5 protein-coding genes are annotated in these 20,235 nt (G+C 41.3%); 4 read left to right on the top strand and 1 reads right to left on the bottom strand.

Going from position 1 to position 20,235, the window contains the following annotated elements; translation table 11 throughout:
* Positions 1 to 105 precede the first annotated feature (105 nt).
* The 4 genes from AC07YT_RS16985 to AC07YT_RS16970 all read left to right on the top strand — a co-directional run bounded on the left by AC07YT_RS16985 (position 106) and on the right by AC07YT_RS16970 (position 18,997).
* A complete protein-coding gene (locus tag AC07YT_RS16985; protein WP_086547872.1) occupies positions 106 to 12,759 on the top strand; it encodes an Ig-like domain-containing protein in 12,654 nt (4,217 codons plus the stop codon).
* A gap of 37 nt (positions 12,760 to 12,796) precedes the next feature.
* On the top strand, positions 12,797 to 13,798 hold the full coding sequence (locus AC07YT_RS16980; RefSeq protein ID WP_086547871.1) for a PorP/SprF family type IX secretion system membrane protein: 1,002 nt from the start codon (positions 12,797 to 12,799) through the stop codon (positions 13,796 to 13,798).
* Between the two features lie 11 nt (positions 13,799 to 13,809).
* Complete coding sequence (locus AC07YT_RS16975) at positions 13,810 to 15,810, top strand: OmpA family protein (protein ID WP_086547870.1); 2,001 nt, start codon at positions 13,810 to 13,812, stop codon at positions 15,808 to 15,810.
* Between the two features lie 388 nt (positions 15,811 to 16,198).
* The gene (locus tag AC07YT_RS16970) at positions 16,199 to 18,997 is read left to right on the top strand and encodes a lantibiotic dehydratase (RefSeq protein ID WP_086547869.1); all 2,799 of its coding nucleotides are present in this window, start codon (positions 16,199 to 16,201) and stop codon (positions 18,995 to 18,997) included.
* Here AC07YT_RS16970 and AC07YT_RS16965 read toward each other — a convergent pair.
* The gene (locus tag AC07YT_RS16965; protein ID WP_086547868.1) at positions 18,994 to 20,109 is read right to left on the bottom strand and encodes a sensor histidine kinase; all 1,116 of its coding nucleotides are present in this window, start codon (positions 20,107 to 20,109) and stop codon (positions 18,994 to 18,996) included. The genes AC07YT_RS16970 and AC07YT_RS16965 overlap by 4 nt on opposite strands.
* Positions 20,110 to 20,235: the final 126 nt, after the last annotated feature.

Here is a 20,235-nt window from a genome sequence, read left to right as displayed (position 1 = left end):
GGATGCTATTCTAGATTTAGATTTGTCATAATTATATAATGCCTGAAAATCATTTACCAAACAGCAGCATTAGCACATAGTAAGTCTCCTAAAATAACGCCTGACATGATGAAAACTTATACTTTCTCGTCCCGAACAGGGATAATTCGCAATACTTGTGTTGCAATCATCATTCTATTAACGCTCTTTTCCTCGAAATCGTATTCGCAAACTAAAATTTTTGCAAATACGGTTACCAAATCAGATCATGTAGATAATGCAACAAATGCAACATTAAACAACAATAACTTCGCTACGGTAAATTCGTATGGCGGAATTGCTGTTGGTATAGGGTCGTATAGTGGCGAACTGGAATTAAAATATCCGGCTTTGGTAGCTGCAGGAGTTACATCTTATATCAGAATAGATTTTGATGGCGACATCCTGAACAGGTTATTAGGTGGTAGTTTAGGTACCTTACTGGCCAATGTGGGTGGAACCGTAGTTCTTGGAAACCATTCATTCCAGGTAGGAGCCAGAAACGGTGCTTCGGCAGTACCCCCGGCAGGGAATAGTGTAGACGGATTTTCTTCAGATAATTTACGACTGGTAAAAGATGCAAATGGTTTCTTTTATATTGCAGTAACTCCTACACAGGCTTATGATAGGGTGTTTATAAAAGATGTAACCAATGCACTTTTGCTTTCAGTAGCTAATAATACAAAGGTTTATTACTCATTTTATACTTCAGGAAATGATCCTTGTGCGCAGGCATTTACTACAGGTTATGAAGGTACCGGTATTACACTCGATGCCTTGCAATTGGGCAGCTCAGGGGTAACCAATAGCGAAAGGGCCATTGATACCGACCCAAATAATTTTTCTCAACTTAGTTTAGGTATACTTGGCGTGGGCTCATCCATTAGCCAAAATTTTTATTTTGCAACGCCATCAAATCCTGGCGACGATATTAACCTTCGGTTTAGTTCTACTCCTGCTTTATTAACAGCAGGGCTTTTGCAAAATATTTCAATTACAGCATATAACGGCGGTACCCAGGTATATACCGGATCAGTTCCGACTACCTTAAATCTGGATTTACTGGGTTTATTAAATAGTGGTCAACCGGTGTCGATACCGTTTTCTCCAGGTGCAAATGTGGTATACGACAGGGTGAAAGTAACACTGGGCTCAGTAGTTACCTTAAACCTGACGCAAACCCTTAATGTTTATGGTGTAATTCGCTCTGCAGGCAGACCAACGCCGGCGAGCACGGCCATTGCTGCATGTTACAACAGTACAGTAGATTTAAACGCCACTACGCCAAATACCAATGAATTGAGATGGTATGATGCCATTGAAGGTGGAACAGCTTTACAAACAGTTGCTTTTAATGGTACTTTCACAACACCTGCATTAACTGCTTCTAAAACTTATTATGTTGCCGCCAGAAGAATAGGCTGTACAGCAGAATCGACAAGGATTCCTGTCGTAATTACAGTAAACCCACAAATTATTTTTAATGGGGCAACATTAACCAATGCGACACCGGGCTTTGCTTATTCTAAACAATTAACAGCAGCTACAGGTGGAACAGCAGGTTATACTTATGCTTTGGCTGCGGGCAGTGCCTTGCCAGCTGGCTTAACCCTGTCGCCAACTGGTGCAATTACAGGAACACCAACTGTAGCGGGTAATTCAACTTTCGATGTGGTTGCAACAGATAGTAAAGGCTGTAAAGCAACTGCAACTTACAGTTTAACAGTAACAGCTTCGTTGGTATTTGCACCAGGTACCTTGCCTGATGGTGTGACCGGAACGGTTTATCCAACACAAACTCTTCCGGCAGCTACTGGCGGAACAGGACCATATACTTATAGTGCAACAGGTGTGCCTCCGGGCTTAACATTTAATCCGGCAACCAGAGAAATTACCGGAACACCAACGCAACCTGGAACATATTCGATTCCGGTTACCGTTGTTGATGCGAATGGAAACACCATTATTTCGAACTATACGATCAAAATTACTGATCCATTGTTACTACCTGCGGCCACTTTAGCTGACGGTACAACAGGAACAGTTTATCCTACGCAGATTATTCCGAGTGCAACTGGTGGATCAACACCTTATACTTATTCGGCAACAGGCCTTCCTCCGGGATTAACTTTTAACCCGTCAACTAAAGCCATTACCGGTACACCAACAACACCGGGAGCTTATACCGTACCCGTTACGGTAACAGATGCTGACGGAAAAACGGCGACTACAAATTACAGCATTACGATAAACAGTCCATTGGTATTACCATCGGCAACTTTACCAGATGGAACAGAAAATGTGGCTTATGCTACACAGGTTCTTCCAGCTGCAACAGGTGGTGTTGGCCCTTATACTTATATCGCTACTGATCTTCCTGCAGGCTTAACGTTTAATCCGGCAACAAGAGAAGTTACAGGTACGCCAACCCAGGCCGGTAATTATGCAATAAATGTTACCGTTACTGACAGTCAAGGTAAAACAGCAAGCAACACCTATCCAGTTAAAGTAATTGGAACGTTAACCTTGCCGACTAAAACTTTACCTAACGGAATTGTAGGTACTTCATACTTACCACAAACTTTACCTGCGGTAACAGGTGGTACTTCGCCATATACTTATGTAGCTACGAACCTTCCTCCGGGATTATCGTTCAACCCAGCTACAAGAGAAATTACCGGAACGCCAACACAAGGAGGTAACTATAATATTTCTTTAACAGCAACTGATGCAAATAACAATAAAGCAACAACCACTTATGCCATAACCGTAACAGTAAATGCTCCGGTTGTAGCTTCTGCTACGGTATGTTTAGGTAGTACTGCAACTTTAACGGTTAGTAACCTGCAACCAGGTGTAACTTATAACTGGTATGCATCTACCGGAAGCACCCCATTGGTAACTGGTAACAACGGTACTTTTGTAACACCTGTTGTAAATTCGGCAACCGTGTTTTATGCTGAGGCCGTTTCCGGAACAGCAATCAGTTCAAGAACATCGGTTAGTGTTTCCGTTAATCCGCCTGCAACTTTAGCGACGGTTACGACGAATAACCAGGTGATCAACTCCGGACAAACTACAACGTTAACGGCAACTGCCGACGCTGGAAATACCATCGCCTGGTTTGATGCACCATCAGCAGGAACACAGGTTGGAACAGGAACTTCGTTCACTACCCCAGCTTTAACTGCAACTAAAATTTATTATATAGAAACCACAAGCAGCAATGGCTGTAAAAGCGCAAGCCGCGTTCCGGTAACAGTAACCGTAATTAACGGCGGTGGTGCTACAGCTTGTAATGCCGCTAATGGTCAGAATACAGGTATTAATGGGATCTGTCTGTTATGTGCGGTAAATGGCGCAGGTAATTCAACTGATGCTGATGCCAACAACTTCACCAGGATTTCTCTTGCTGTAGGTGTTGCCGCTACAGGTTACCAGCAATTAATTTTCCCATCTACAGGTGTGGCTACTGATAGCATCCGTTTAGATTTAGCTTTACCAACCGGTTTAGCTGATGTGGGTCTTTTAAACAATGTAACCGTAACTGTATTAAACGGTGCTACCGTAGTAAGAACAGTACAATTAAACGGAGGATTATTAAACCTTCAACTTTTATCGGGCAATCGTTTTGCAGCAACTGTTTTGGCAGGTGGTGCGTATGATAGGGTTCAGGTAAGCTTCGGCGCATTAGTTTCGGCTTTAACCAGCTTAGATATTTATGGTGCAACCGTAGTTTATCCTAATCCAACATTTATTGCTGGTGCACAATCTATTTGTTCGGGCAGTACAGCAACCTTAAGTGCAACTGCAAATGGTGGTACAACCTTAACCTGGTTCGACGCACCAACAGGTGGAACGCAAGTGGGAACAGGAGCCAACTTCACTACTCCTGCTTTAACCACCACTACTACTTATTATGTTCAGGTAACTAAAGGAACCTGTTCAAATACAACAAGGGTTCCGGTAACAATTACGGTTAATCCGGCAATTGTATTCGCAGGTACTACTTTAACCAATGCAACCATTGCATCTCCTTACAGCAAACAACTTCCGGTTGCTACCGGCGGTACACCAGGTTATACTTATACCTTAGCTGCCGGCAGTACTTTACCAGCTGGTTTAACCTTATCGCCAAGTGGTTTGGTAAGTGGAACACCAACTGCAACGGGTAACCCAACATTCGATGTTGTGGCCACCGATACCAAAGGCTGTAGCACAACTGCTACTTTTACCTTAACGGTAACACCAGCATTAGCGTTGGCTCCGGGAGCATTGCCTAACGGCGTAACCGGTACGCCATATACTACAAATGGAATTCCAGCTGCAACAGGCGGAACAGGTCCTTATACTTATTCGGCTACTGGTGTTCCTCCAGGATTAACCTTTAATCCGGCAACAAGAGAAATTACAGGTACGCCAACTCAAATCGGAACATTTACGATTCCGGTAACCGTAACAGATGCCAATGGCAATACCATTACATCTAACTATACGCTTAAAGTAACCGATCCTTTGGTGTTACCTGCGGCAACTTTAGCCAATGGAACCACAGGAACTGTTTACCCTACACAAACTATTCCATCTGCAACGGGTGGAACAACACCTTATACTTATGCGGCAACTGGTCTTCCTCCGGGATTAACTTTTGATCCGGCTACAAGAGCAATTTCAGGAACGCCAACACAAGCAGGTACATTCACTGTACCGGTAACGGTGACCGATGCTGACGGAAAAACAGCAAGCAATAATTATAGCATTACGGTTGTTAATCCTTTAGTCTTACCAGCAGCAACTTTGCCTGATGGAACTGAAGGAACAGTATATGCTACACAAACCCTGCCTTCGGCAACTGGTGGTGTTGGTCCATATACTTATGTAGCAACTAATCTTCCAGCGGGATTAACTTTTAACCCTGCAACAAGAGAAGTTTCGGGTACACCTACACAAGCCGGAAATTATTCAATTGGCGTAACGGCTACCGATAGTGAAGGCAGAACCGCAAGTAATACTTATGCACTTAAAGTAATTGGGGTATTATCATTACCTGGTGCAACTTTACCAAATGGTATTGTAGGTACACCATATCCAACGCAAACTTTGCCAGCGGTAACCGGTGGAACAGCACCATATACTTATTTAGCAACAAACCTTCCTCCGGGATTAAGTTTTAATACGGCAACAAGAGAAATTACAGGAACACCAACTTTAGGTGGAACGTTTATCATCTCTTTAACCGCAACAGATGCCAACGGAAACAAAGCAACAACAGCCTATAGCTTAACCGTAACGGTCGATGCACCAGTGGTTGCAGCAGCTACAGTGTGTGCCGGAAGCCCTGCTACCTTAAGCGTTAGCAATTTGCAAGCTGGTGTTACCTATAACTGGTATGCTTCTACCGGAAGTACACCTTTGGTGACCAATAATACAGGTGTTTTTGTAACACCTGCAGTAACTGCTCCAACAGTATTTTATGTAGAGGCGGTATCAGGAACAGCTGTAAGTTCAAGAACTGCAGTTAATGTTTCGGTTAACCCACCAGCAACTGCGGCAACAGTAACCACCAACAGCCAGGTAATTAACGCCGGACAGTCGACTACTTTATTGGCAACGGCTGATGCCGGAAATACCATTCAATGGTACGATGCTGCTACAGGTGGAACACAGGTAGGCGCAGGAACTTCATTTACTACACCAACATTATCGGCTACGACTACTTATTATGTAGAAACGACCAATGCCAGTGGTTGTAAAAGTGCAAGCCGCGTACCAGTAACCGTTACCGTATTAAATAACGGTGGTGGTACTGCATGTAACGCTGCTAATTCACAAAACTCAGGTATAAACGGAATTTGTTTATTGTGCGGTATAACCGGCGCAGGAAATTCTACTGATGCTGATCCTGCTAACTTTACCAGAATATCTCTTTCTGTAGGTGTAGGTGGCTCAGGTTACCAACAATTAATTTTCCCTAACGCTGGAACAGCTACAGATAGTCTTCGTTTAGACTTAGCATTACCAACCGGTTTAGCTGATGTTGGTTTATTAAACAACGTAACGGTTACCGTATTAAATGGTACTACCGTTGTAAAAACAGTACAATTAAACGGCGGATTATTAAATCTCCAGCTGTTATCAGGTAACCGTTTCGCTGCAACCATATTAGCAGGCGGTGCTTATGATAGGGTACAGGTGAGCTTCGGCGCATTAGTTACAGCTTTAACCAGTTTAGATGTTTATGGTGCAACGGTAATTTATCCTAATCCAACGGTAACTGCAGGTGCTCAAACCATCTGTGCCGGAAGCACTGCAACTTTAACTGCAACAGCAAACGGTGGTACAACATTAGCCTGGTACGATGCTGCAACCGGTGGTACACAATTGGCCACTGGCGAAACATTCACTACACCAGCTTTAACTGCTACTACCACTTATTATATCCAAGTAAGCAAAGGTGGTTGTCCGAACGTAACAAGAGTTCCGGTAACGGTAACGGTTACACCAGCATTACCAACACCAGTATTGGCTACAATTGCTAATGTTTGTGAAGGATCATCAGCAACTTTATCGGTTGCTAATCCAGATGCTGCGGTAACTTATAAATGGTACGATGCTGCAGTAGGTGGAAACCTGGTTTTCACAGGTGCAGTGTTCCCAACACCAGCATTAACGGCAGCTACGACCTATTATGTTGAAGCCGCTCAAGGAAACTGTACAAGTGCTGCACGTGCTGCGGCGGCTGTATCCGTAAATCCTCGTCCGGTTTTACCTGTAGTAACTGCAAGTTCATCAACAGTGAGCGCAGGGCAAACTGCAATTTTAACAGCCAGCTCGGCAGATCCAACCAATACTTTCAATTGGTATACTTCTAATACTTCAACTACACCAGTTTATGTAGGCGCTACTTATGTTACTCCTCCATTATTGGCTACTACAACCTATTATGTAGAATCTGTTTCTACCAATGGTTGTACTTCTGCAAGTCGCGTTCAGGTAACCATCACCGTTGATGGAAACGGATCTCCAAATCCGGTACCATGCGAGGCGGCAACCACACAAGTTGGTGGCGTTACAGGTGTAGCTTTATTATCAGGCGTGTTTAATCCAACATTAGCGATTGATAACGATACACAAACTGCATCTTCACTGGTTATGCCAGTTGGAGCACTTGGTGCATCTGTTTATCAAAGAGTTGGTTTCGGTTCGTTATCTAAAGTTGGTGATACCGTACGTGTTCTGGTATCATCACCAGGAAAACTATTATCACTTTCGTTATTAGGAAACGCCTCTATTACCACTTATGTTGGAACCAACAGCAATGGTGATTCGAGATTGTTAAATGATAACTTAATCAATATTCAATTGCTAAGCGGCAATACCCAGGCTTTGATCACTTTTGTACCAACGAATGTTTTCGATGGGGTAGAAGTAAGGTTAAACTCTGGTTTATTAGGTGCTTTAACATCAATCAACTTAAATTACGCACAACGTATTTTAGTGGCACCAACTGTAGCATCAGCAAATGTTACGGCTTGTGTGGGCCAAACCGCTCAGCTTGAGGTAAGCAACCCATCAGCAAGTTTAACTTACAGGTGGTACGATGCCACAGGCACTTACTTAACTGGTAAAGATGGTATCATATTTACCACACCAGTATTAACAGGCGATACGAAATTCTATGTTGCCGCAGTTTCTGCAACAGGTTGCGTAAGTTATAAAACAGTAGTTAATGTAACCACCAACCCGGCACCGGTAACACCAGATCTATTATCAGCATCTGTTAATACTTGTCCGAATACATCGGTTACTTTCCAGGTTAAAAATCCAATTGTAGGCACAACCTATAACTGGTACGATACAGCAGTATCTACAACCGTATTGTTTACAGGTGATAACTTTACAACACCATTAATTGCAGCCAACAGAAGTTATTTCGTGGCAGCGGTAAATGGCTGCGGTAGCTCGTCAACAAGAACTGAGGCTAAAATTATATTGGGTACTATAGATGTTCCGGTAATTACGCCGCCATCAATTACCATCAGTGAAGGTTCTGTTGCCGTATTAAAAGCAACTTCGAGCACAGCAGGTGCAACCATTAACTGGTACACTACTGCAAACGGACTAGTTCCGGTATATACTGGTGAAACTTATGTAACACCACAATTAACCGCAACTACAACGTATTATGTAGAAGCTACAGTTCCGGGTGGATGTACTGCAACAAGCAGGGCAACGGTAACGGTTACCGTAATTCCTAATGGTACACCGGTAACCACACCTTGTGGAGCGGCTACCACAACAGTTGCAAGCGGTGTAACGGGCGTAGCTTTACTGGCCGGTGTTTTCAATCCAACTTTTGCGGTTGATAACGATATCAATACCGGATCTAGTTTAGTTATCCCAGTGGGATTACTTGGTGCATCTGTTTATCACCAGGTTGGCTTTACCGGATTATCAAATGTAGGCGATACTTTAAGAGTGAAAATTACCACTCCGGGTGCATTGCTTTCAGTAGGGGTGTTAAACAACTTAACGGTAACTACTTTCCAGGGTACAACCAGCAATAACGATGCGGTTTCAATATCTAACCCATTAATCAGTTTAAAATTATTATCAGGCGGTACATCTGCTATATTAACCTTCGTTCCAACCAGTAAATTTGATGGAGCAGAATTGAGGTTAAGCTCGGGCTTATTGGGCGCATTAACATCTGTTAATTTAGATTATGCACAGCGTGTAATCACCACACCAACCGTTAGCGCTGCTACAGCAAGTGCTTGTCAAGGTTCATCTGCAACATTGAGCGTGCAGAACCCACAAGCAGGAGTGGTATACAAATGGTACTTAGGCTCAACTTATCAGGCAGGAAAAGACGGAACAACTTTCACAACAGATCCAGCTTTAACTGCAGGTACTTATACCTATTCGGTAACGGCAACAGCTAATGGTTGCGAGACTTTAGGAACCAAAGTAGTGGTAACTATCTTACCTCCGGCAGTAGCACCGATTCCGTCTACTACCAACCCAGCCACAACTTGTATCGGCTCATCTGCTACCTTAAGTGTACAGGCAGTGGCAGGTATTACTTATAACTGGTACGATGCTGCTACAGGCGGCAACATGTTGGTAACCAACAACAGTAGCTTTACTACACCTGCATCGCTTGCAGTAGGACCACATGATTACTATGTGGAAGCCGTAAGTGGAGCGGGTTGTTCAAACTCAACACGTACCAAGGTTTCCATTACAGTTAATCCATCAGCAGTTGCTGCCGATGTAACAGTAACCGGAACAACATCATTATGTGCTTCTGGAACAGCAGTACTTACTGCAAGTAGTACAACAGTGACCAGTCCCGTGTTTACCTGGTACAGCGATGCCGCCTTAACACAGGTAGCTTTTGTAGGTGCCGTATTTAATACACCAGCCATTACCGTAACAACTAAATATTATGTTACCGTTAGCGGCACAAATAAATGTGCAAATACAGCAGGTAATGCAAAAGAGGTAACCGTAACGGTTAACCCAGTTGCCGGCCCTACTGATATTAACTTAGCAGGAACAAGCACCATTTGCGGTGGCTCTTCTGTTACTTTAAATGCAACCAGCACCACAGTAACCAACCCGGTATTTACCTGGTACAGTGATGCGGCTTTAACTACGGTAGCGTTTACAGGTGCTAACTTTATTACACCTGCACTTAATGCAACCACCACTTATTATGTAACGGTTAAAGGCGATAATAAATGTGAGAATACAGCAGCTACTGCAAAATCGATTACCATCACTGTTAATCCGGCAGCTACTGATTCAGATATTGCCATCAATGGTATAACAACGATCTGTAAAGGATCAACAGCCGCACTGTCTGCTTCAACAACAACAGTAATTAATCCGGTATTTACCTGGTATAGCAATGCAGCATTAACCACTGTAGCTCATGTAGGTGCCAGCTTTACTACACCTGCACTTAGTGCCACCACTACTTACTATGTAACCGTAAGAGGTGATAATAAATGTGAGAATTTAGCGGCAAATGCTAAGGTAGTTACCGTAACCGTTAAAGAATTTGCAACAGCTGCAGATATTGCAGTAAGCAATGCTAAAATCTGTTCAGGTTCTACTGTAATGTTAATGGCTTCGAGTACAACAGTAACCCAGCCAGTATTTACATGGTATAGCGATGCTTCATTAACCAGTGTAGTATTTACGGGTCCAACGTTTACCGTAACCGGATTAACGGCCACCACTACTTATTATGTAAGCGTTAAAGGTGCCAATAAATGTGAAAACACTGCAGCTGATGCTAAAGCAGTAACCGTGACGGTTAATCCATTGGCAACAACTACCGATATTATTCTAAACGGAAGCACATCTGCTTGCGCAGGATCATCGGCCGTATTAAGTGCAACATCACCAACAGTAACTAATCCGGTATTTACCTGGTATAGTGATGCCGCTTTAACCAATGTAAGTTTCATTGGCGCAACCTATACTACACCTGCTTTAAACAGCACCACCACTTATTATGTAACGGTTAAAGGCGATAATAAATGTGAAAATGCACCGGGTACAGCCAGGGTAATTACAATAACCGTTAATCCGGTTGCTACTGCTGCAGATATAACAGCAACTGATGCCACAATCTGCTCAGGATCTGGAACGACGTTAGTAGCCAGTACAACTACCGTAACCAATCCAACATTTACCTGGTACAACGATGCGGCCTTAACTTCGGTAGCTTACGTAGGAACATCATTCGTTACCCCTGTATTAACTGCAACAACTAAATATTATGTTACAGTTAAAGGTGATAACAAGTGTGAAAACTCAGGTATCACGGCTAAAGTGGTAACGGTTAATGTTAATCAAGGCGCAACAGCTGCGGATATTACCTTATCAACCCCAGCTAGAATATGTGGTTCAGGAACAGCGGTAATCAATGCAAGTTCAACAACTGTAACCAATCCGGTATTTACCTGGTACAACGATGCTTCGTTAACCAGTGTGGCCTTTACCGGACCAATATTTACCACTCCTGTATTAACAGCTACTAAAACTTATTATGTAACGGTTAAAGGAAGCAATAAATGTGAAAACACTGCGGCGAACGCGAAAACAGTAACTGTTACTGTTAATCCAAATGCGGTGGCAACAGATATTACCGTAAACGGATCAACTTCAGTTTGTGCAAGCACAGCAGCAACATTAGCAGCAAGCAGCACAACGGTGACTAATCCAATATTTACCTGGTATAGCGATGCGACCTTAAATACAGTGGTATTTACTGGTCCAGTGTTTACTACTCCGGTATTAACGGCAAACGCCACATACTATGTAACCGTTAAAGGTGATAACAAATGTGAAAATACCGCTGCAACAGCAAGGGCTGTAGCCATTACCGTAAATGCATTACCTAACAATCCAGTAGTATCTGGTCCGAATGGTGGTGTTTGTGCAGGCGATGGAGCAACACTAACCGTAACGAATGCACAAGCAGGAGTGACCTACGAATGGTACAATGCAGCAGTTGCCGGTAATTTATTATTCACCGGTACAACATTTAATACTACCGCTTTAAGTGCCACCACAGATTACTACATTTTAGCAATCGGTACGGGAGGTTGTAACAACAACGGTGGGCGTGTTAAAGTAACGGTAACTGTAAATGCGAAACCTACGGTACCAACAGTTGCCGCAACATCTGTTAGTGTTTGTACAGGAAGTCCGGCTGTATTAACGGTTACCAACCCTCAAACTGGGGTAACCTACAATTGGTACACCGCAGCAATAGGCGGAACGTTAGCAGGCACAGGCGTAAACTTTACAACACCTGCAGTTAACGCAAACATCACTTATTATGTTGAAGGTGCAAACGGAACTTGTATTTCATCATCTAGAACGCCAGTAAATGTAATTGCGCTACCAGTACCAGTTGCACCAGCATCGGTAACAGCAGCAAACGGAACACTTTGCGCAGGTAGTTCAACCATATTAACGGTTAATAATCCGGTAACAGGATTAGTTTACAGATGGTATGCAGCAAGCTCTGGCGGACCCGTATTAGCAGAAGGTATAACCTTTACTACACCAAACTTAACGGCTACCACAATCTATTACGTAGAAGCAGTAGCAGTGGGTGGTTGTGCAAGTCCAACAAGAACGGGTGTTACGGTGAATGTATTGCCGGTATTAGAAAAACCAGTAGTAGTGGTACAAAGCACAACACCAAATAGTGTAACCTTTGCATGGGCTGCGGTTGCAGGTGCTACGGCATACGAAGTTTCGCTGGATAATGGTTTAACCTGGATCAATCCAACAAGTGGATCAACCGGAACAACCTATTTAGCTACAGGCTTGAAACCAGATCAAAGTGTAACCATTATTGTAAGGGCCAGAGGTCAGCTTGAGTGCCAAACCAGCGCAAATTCAACTCCGGTAACTGGTAAAGCTGCTAATCCTTTTGGAGATCAGGTTTACATACCAAATGCATTTACGCCGAATAACGACGGTAAGAACGATACCTTCTTAATCTACGGTAATACCATATCAAGCGCCAAAATGAGTATTTACACACAATGGGGTCAATTGATATTCCAGTCAGACAATGTAGCAAATGGATGGGATGGAACTTTTAAAGGTGTAAATCAACCAATTGGTGTGTATGTGTATATGGTTGATATCACCTTCACCAATGGAACAACATCATTGAGAAAAGGTACAGTAACGCTGATTAGATAAGAAGAGGATTAATAATAAACAGATAAAATCAAAGACCATGAAAATACTATCGGCTTTAAAAATATATGTTGCAGTGCTAGGATTGCTGCTGTGTACAGCTAAATCCTTTGCACAAACTGATCCGCATTTTTCACAATATTATGCAAATCCGTTATACCTTAACCCGGCCTTAACCGGGGTGATAGACGGCGATTACCGTGCAACGGTAAACTTTAAACAACAATGGAGTGCACTTAACAGTTCTTTCTTAACAGGTGGTGCCTCCTTCGACATGGCACCAAAAAAGAACTTTGCATTTGGTGCAACCATTTTAAACCAAAGGGCAGGGGAGTTAGATTTTAACTACCTGTCGGCATTGGTATCCGGTTCGTACCGTTTGAGGTTTGGGGCCGAAGGTTTACAGATGATTAGTTTTGGATTACAGGCGGGGATTATTAACCGTAGCTTCGATTTCTCTCAAGCCAGGTTCGGCAACCAGTTTAATCCGATTTCGGGTTATGATGGTGGAATGATGAGTGGTGAAACACTTTCATCACAGTCTTCATTGGTTCCGGATGTTAATGCAGGGATCATGTTCTTTGATGGTAACCCGAATAAAAGTGTTAACGTTTTCTTAGGCGCAAGTGCAGCACATTTAACACGCCCAACCGATCGTTTCTCTGGTTCAAACTCACGTATCCCTGTTCGTTTTACTGCACATGGTGGCGCGCGGATCAAGGCTTCGGAGTTATTGGATATCGTACCCAACGCATTGTTTATGTATCAGGGTAATACAAACGAAGTTTCGTTAGGGGCTTATGCACAACTTAACGTTAATCCATCAGCAAACATTTTGTTTGGTGGCAACTACCGTAATAAAGATGCTGCAATTGCCTTTGTAGGCCTTCAGTTAAAAAACATGGTGTTCGGATTAAGTTATGATGTTAATACCTCTACTTTCAACCGGGCATCAAACAGTAACGGTGGTTTAGAGCTTTCCATATCACTTATTGGCCGTAACGGAATTATTGGTCCAAACTTCTTTTGTCCACGTTTATAATAGAAATCCAAATGAAAAAAATATTACTCTTTTTGTTAGTGGCATTTGGCAGTTTTGCAAACGCTCAGTATGTGGTAAATTATAAAAAGGTTGCAGATACTTATTTTGAAAATAAGGATTATTATGCTGCATCTACTTTTTATAAAAAAGCCTTAAAAATTACCGGCGATAGCAGCCAGGTTATTTTGCCATATGGTAAGGAAAGAAAATCGGCAACTGATGATAAAGTGATAGAAGATTATGAAGGATCGATCTTTAACCTGGCCGAATCTAGCAGGCTGTACAGAGAATTTAACGAGGCCGAAAAATATTATGGGGTAGCGATAACCTTTACCAATACACGTTTTAGAAAAGCCTTGTTTTATTATGCCGAAAGCTTAAGGGCAAACAAAAAATTTAACCTGGCTATTGATGCCTTTCAGCAGTTTATCCAAAAAAATCCTGGTGATGTTTTGGTAAAAGATGCCCAAAAAGAAATCGAATCCTGCAAATTTGCGATCGAAGAAATGCGTTTTCCACGTATGGTTCAAGTCAAAAAAATGCCAGCTAACGTAAATGGTTTAGGATCTAATTATGCGCCTGTTAAAATTAATAACGAATTTTATTTCACCTCATCGCGCCCTGTTGCCGTAGGAAGTAAAAAAGACATGGTTAAAACTGATGCCGGAGAAGTTCAGGTATCCACTAAAACCAATCCTTTTATTAACAACCTTTATTCAGCTAAAGGCGAATTAACTGCTGCTGATGTGGCTGTAAAAAAGATCGATATTAATTTTCCTAAAAATGTAGAGATTGCAGCGGCCAGCTTTACACCAGACGGAAATACCGTGTATTTTACCACCTGGAGAGAAAAGGAAAAATATGCAATTTATAGCGCTAAAAAAACGGGCGATAAGTGGTCAGATCCGCTACCGGTTGGTTTACAGGTAAACAGTAAAGATTTTAATTCATCACAACCTTTTGTAACCAGCGATGGTAAGTTCCTTCTTTTCTCATCAGATAGAAGTGGTGGTTATGGTAAATTCGATCTTTGGTATTGTGCCGTGCGCGAAGACGGTTCATTAGGTCAGGCGGTAAATTTTGGCCCAACCATTAATACCGAAGATGACGAACGTGCACCATACTATAACCCCCTAACCAAAAAGTTATTGTTTAGTACCGATGGACGGGTTGGTTTCGGTGGTCTTGATTTCTTTGAATCAGAAGGCGATCTGGTAAACTGGTCTAATCCTAAAAACCTGGGTTATCCATTCAACTCATCAAAAGATGATCTTTACTTTACCGCAACTGATGATAAAGGAACAAAAGGTTATATCAGTTCCGATCGCGAATCATCCTGCTGTTTAGAATTGTTTGAAGTGAAAAAAGAATTCCTTTCAATCGCAGGCCTTTTAACCGATTGTAAAACTAAATTGCCTTTAGCAGGTGCCGATGTCACTTTAACCAATGCCGAAGGACCACAGAAAATAACGACTGGTAGCGATGGTATTTACAGGTTTAAAGTAGATTCAAAAAGACCAATTAAATTGCTTTTTGCAAAAGATAATTATTTCGCAGTAACTAAAAACTATCCTTACGAAGAACTAGCAAAAGCAGATACCTTGATTTATAAAGATTACTGCTTAAGCCCTTTCAAATTGGGTATTCCGATGGCTTTGGATAATGTTTATTACGAATTTAACAGTGCCGAACTGACCGAGCCTTCTAAAAAAGTATTAGACTTCCTGATCCCGATTATGGAAGATAACCCTGAAATGGAAATTGAATTAGGTTCTCATACCGATAACATCGGAACAGATGAGTATAATTTAGATCTATCGAACAGAAGAGCAAAATCTTGTACTGATTATTTAGAAAGTAAAGGAATTGCTGCGGCCAGAATGACCTCAAAAGGTTATGGAGAATCGATGCCGATTGCGCCTAACGAAATCGTAGTGAAACGCAAGAAAAAAGATAATCCGGAAGGAAGAGCAAAAAACAGAAGAACTGAATTTAAAGTAACCAAAAAATAAAATATAATCACATCCCGGTGAGCCATCTTCCTAAAAAGAAGATGGCTTTTTTGTTTTAATTAAGCTGGTCCGGATTTGTATTCCCGCTGATTTGTAAACTGAAAACTGCCAACTGAAAACTGATAATCTAAATTAATCATTGCTGGTCCGGATTTGTATTCCCGCTGATTTTAGATGATAAACGCAGAACCGGAAACTGATTTGTGAACTGAAAACTGCCAACTGAAAACTGATAATCTAAATTAATCATTGCAGTTCCGGATTTGTAATCCCGCTGATTTTAGGTGATAAACGCAGAACCGGAAACTAATTTGTGAACGGAAAACTGCCCACTGAAAACTGATAATCTAAATTAATCTTTGTAATTTTCCCCTGACATTTAAATTCAATGAAGCTTAATATCCAACCAACTGTAATTTTTAGAACACCTAAATTTTCATATCAATCCGAACTGGTAGATTGTTGGGAGGAATTAAAACTGGCCATATCCGTATCTTCGGCAGCTTTTTACGAAACCATAAAAGAAGTAAAAGCAAACGAACTTAAAGATCTTCCACCTAAGGTTTATTTTACCATCTGGAAATATTTTAACCGTGCGAAATTCCGGTCAACCCCTTACGGCACTTTTGCAGGTTTTAGTTTATTAAACGATGCCATTAAGCCATCTGAAAGCAGAATAGTAATAGAAGAAACCCAAAAGCTCCGCGAACTGGTTGATTGGCCATATAAGAATAATATTCAATTGCCATTTGCAGAACTGCTGCAAAAAAACTGTCTCCTGTTTAGTAATACTAGTTATTATTTAACGCCCAACAGTATTCGTTATATCGCCTGTACAGATGGTGTTTTCGAACTGGCCGAGTTAGATCAGGATGACTTTGTAATACAAATATTAGCGGCCTGCTTAACACCGGTTAGGCTTAACGATCTGGTAAAACACATAAATTTAAATGAGGCTGAAACCGAAAACCTATTCGCTTTGCTGCAGGATATGCACGATTTACAGCTTGTTTTTACCAACTACGATCCTAATATTATAGGTGATGATTATTTTGAACGTTTAGGCCTCACTGCTACAGCCGAGTTGCCAAAATATCTTATCGCGCAGCGTAATGTTTTGTCGGGTGGCATTAATGAACGGTTGTTTCAGGCTATTCCAGGTCTGATCAATATGCTCCATGGTATAATGCCTGCTAAAGATCGTGATGCGCTGAGTCAGTTTCAGCTCAGGTTTAAAAAGAAATTCGAAGATCAGGAAGTACCGCTTTTATTGGCACTAGATCCCGAAATGGGGGTAGGTTATGATGAGCTGGAACAGGCCGGTGAAAACAGCGAGTTTATCACGCGTTTCAATAATAAGCCGCCGAAAAAAGCGGAAAGCGAAAATATTAAAACGGCATTAAGAACATACCTGACCGCGCAAAACTTCGAAAAAGATAAAACTGTTTATCTGAACAAACTGGCCTTAAAGCCCAATGATAAATTAGTATCGCTACCCAATTCATTCAGCATGGTAATGGCTGTTCACGACGATTTGATTTTTATCGAACAGATTGGGGGAGCAACATCGAATGCCTTAAGCGGAAGGTTTACAATGGCTGCCGATGAGGTAGCACAGTACGCCCAAAATATTGCAGCTGCAGAACAACAGGCAAACCCCGAGGTGTTATTTTTTGATGTGGCCTACATTGTAGAAGCCAATGTAGATAATGTAAACCGGCGCAAACTGATTTATGGACATCAATTATCAATCTTAAATTTCGATACCTCAGCATCGCCACTTGCCTTAAATGATATACAGATTTCAGTTCGGGGCACAGAGATTATTCTTCGATCTAAACATTTCAATAAACGGTTGGTGCCGAGAATGGCTTCAGCCTATAACTATACCCGTTCAGATCTTTCTGTATTTAGGTTACTGTGCGATTTGCAACATCAGGGTTTACAAACAAATCTTTCCTTTTCACTTGATACTGTTTTCCCTGATCTGGATTATTATCCAAGGTTACAATATCAAAATATAGTTTTAAGCAGTAATAAATGGAAAATTAAAAAAGAAGCCCTCTTAGGACCAGATCAAAAGTGGCTATCCATTACCGATTGTAGAGCATACCTGAGCAGTTTAGGTGTTAGTGAATATTTCAAAGCAGGTATATCCGATCAAACTCTATGCTTTGCTTTGCAAAACGACGATGATTTAAATGCTTTTCTGCAATATGTGCAAAAACATGGCGGTACTTACATTGAAGAAACATTGCTGCCTCAAAACAGTATCGTGGTTGATGAAGCAGCCAAACCCTATTTTGCTCAGTTTGTTTTAAGTATAGGGCATGGCGAACAGGTTTATCGTGGTTTAACTAAAACTGCTGCAAACGCAGGGGTAACGCGATTTTTCCTGCCAGGCAAAGAATGGCTGTATTTCGAAATTTATTGCCACCAGCAGCGCAGTGATCAGATTTTGACAGAAGTAATTGCACCCTTCCTCAGCCATCATACAGGTCAGATCAAATCATGGTTTTTTATCCGCTACAATGAAAATGGAAACCACATCAGGTTTAGGGTTCAGCTAAACGATCCTATGGATGGGCAGCTGTTAACCTCAAAATTTATGGATGATCTGGAATTGTTCATAAATTCAGGACTGGTATCCGATGTGCAGATTAAAACCTATAAGCGTGAGTTAGAGCGTTATGGTCATAATATGATTGAAGATGTTGAGCAGCATTTTGAGCTGGACAGCGAATTTGTATTATCACTTGTAGCAACCCAGGCTGATGATTTTAACAAATATAAAGGGTGTAGCCTTTTGGTCTCAAAGATTATCGAATCCAACATTCTGGATAAGCTGGCTATCCATAAAATAGTGAAGTTAATGTCTGATAACTTTAATGAGGAACACCGGTTAGATGCCGCTGATTTTAAGCAGTTAAACAACCACTATCAGGAGTTTCGTAAAACAGAATGGACAGCATTAACAGCAGAGCAGGAGCAGGGCTTTGGCATATTTTCAGATTCGTTTATCAGCATTCTTAAACAATGTGCGCCCGAAAATGCACTAAAGCTATTAACCGATTTAATGCATATGCACGTCAACAGACTTTTCAGCAAAGACCAGCGAACACATGAAATGGTCATGTACTATTTTCTGCTAAAAGATATTCAGCGTCAAAATGCAATGAAAGTTTAACGGTTTAACCTGGCCAGCGGGTTGACTACAGTTACCTCTATTTCGGTAATATAACGGTTAAGGGGATCTTTGTAATACCTGAAGATATAATCATTGCCATAAAAATTACTCAGTCGCTTGCCAATATTGTCAATTCCAACATGATGGCTTTCGGTCTGTTTGCCTTTATTATCATTAATCATGTTGATGGTGCTGATATTTAGACTATCTTTTTCGTAAGCAATTTTAATCAGGGCAGGTTGAGTAGAGTGCGAAACATTTCCGTGCTTAAAGATGTTTTCTACCAAAGTTAATAAGATCAGTGGTGGAAACCTTAATCCGAACATATCGCCCGTTACTTCAAGTTCCAGGTTAATGGTGTTTGCCGTTCGGAGTTTATGGAGATTGATCAGGTGTTCAATTTGCTCAATTTCTTCACTTAGTGGAACCATCTCTGATGCTTCAGGACGTTTTAGTGCATAACGCATCATTTCGGCCAGATTCATAATTGCATCTGCCGCCATGGGTGCCTTTTTGCGGGCGTCGTTATAAATAAAGTTTAAAGTATTAAAAAGAAAGTGTGGGTTGATCTGACTGCGGAGATAATTGTTTTGCGATTGAACCAGATCATTCTCTAAAGCCTGTTTCTCTATCTGGGTAACCAGGTTTTGTCGTTCTAAGGCTTCTACTTTCTTCTGATCTTGAAATGATTTGATTAGATAAACATAACCCGTTGCAAAGCCGATAAAGTATAAGGATCTATACATGCAGGAAAGTATGAAATCACGAGGGACAAAATTCGCCATGTTGAATTCTATGACCCCGATTTTTTGAAATAATAAAAGGAGTACATAACTTGCTGCGATGTAGGTTACTAACATAGCAGCAATCAGTAATAGAATGTTTACAATTCTGAGTGTGGTATTTTTTTTACTTAATACTTTCTTGAGCAAAAATGTATGAAGATAAAAAGTAGAAATATTAGTTAAATATATAAGAAGATAAATGCCTGGTGGTTTGAACTGTTTAGATGCATAACCTAAAATAAATACTTCATATATGATGTAAATACTCCAGATAAGTAGGTGGAGTTTGTATTTTTTATATAATGTTTTGAGGATTGAAAAAGTCATTTTTTCGCTTTAAATCTATTGAAATAGGGTTTTTATCTCCTAAAATTGGGGTTTTGTGTAAAAAAGTAGTTGAGGTTAATTTTGCGCCGCATCTTTACAGAAATTAATAACAACAATAAATAATCA

This window comes from Pedobacter sp. GW460-11-11-14-TSB4 (assembly GCF_059423705.1).
This window is presented reverse-complemented; position numbering and strand designations above follow the sequence as displayed.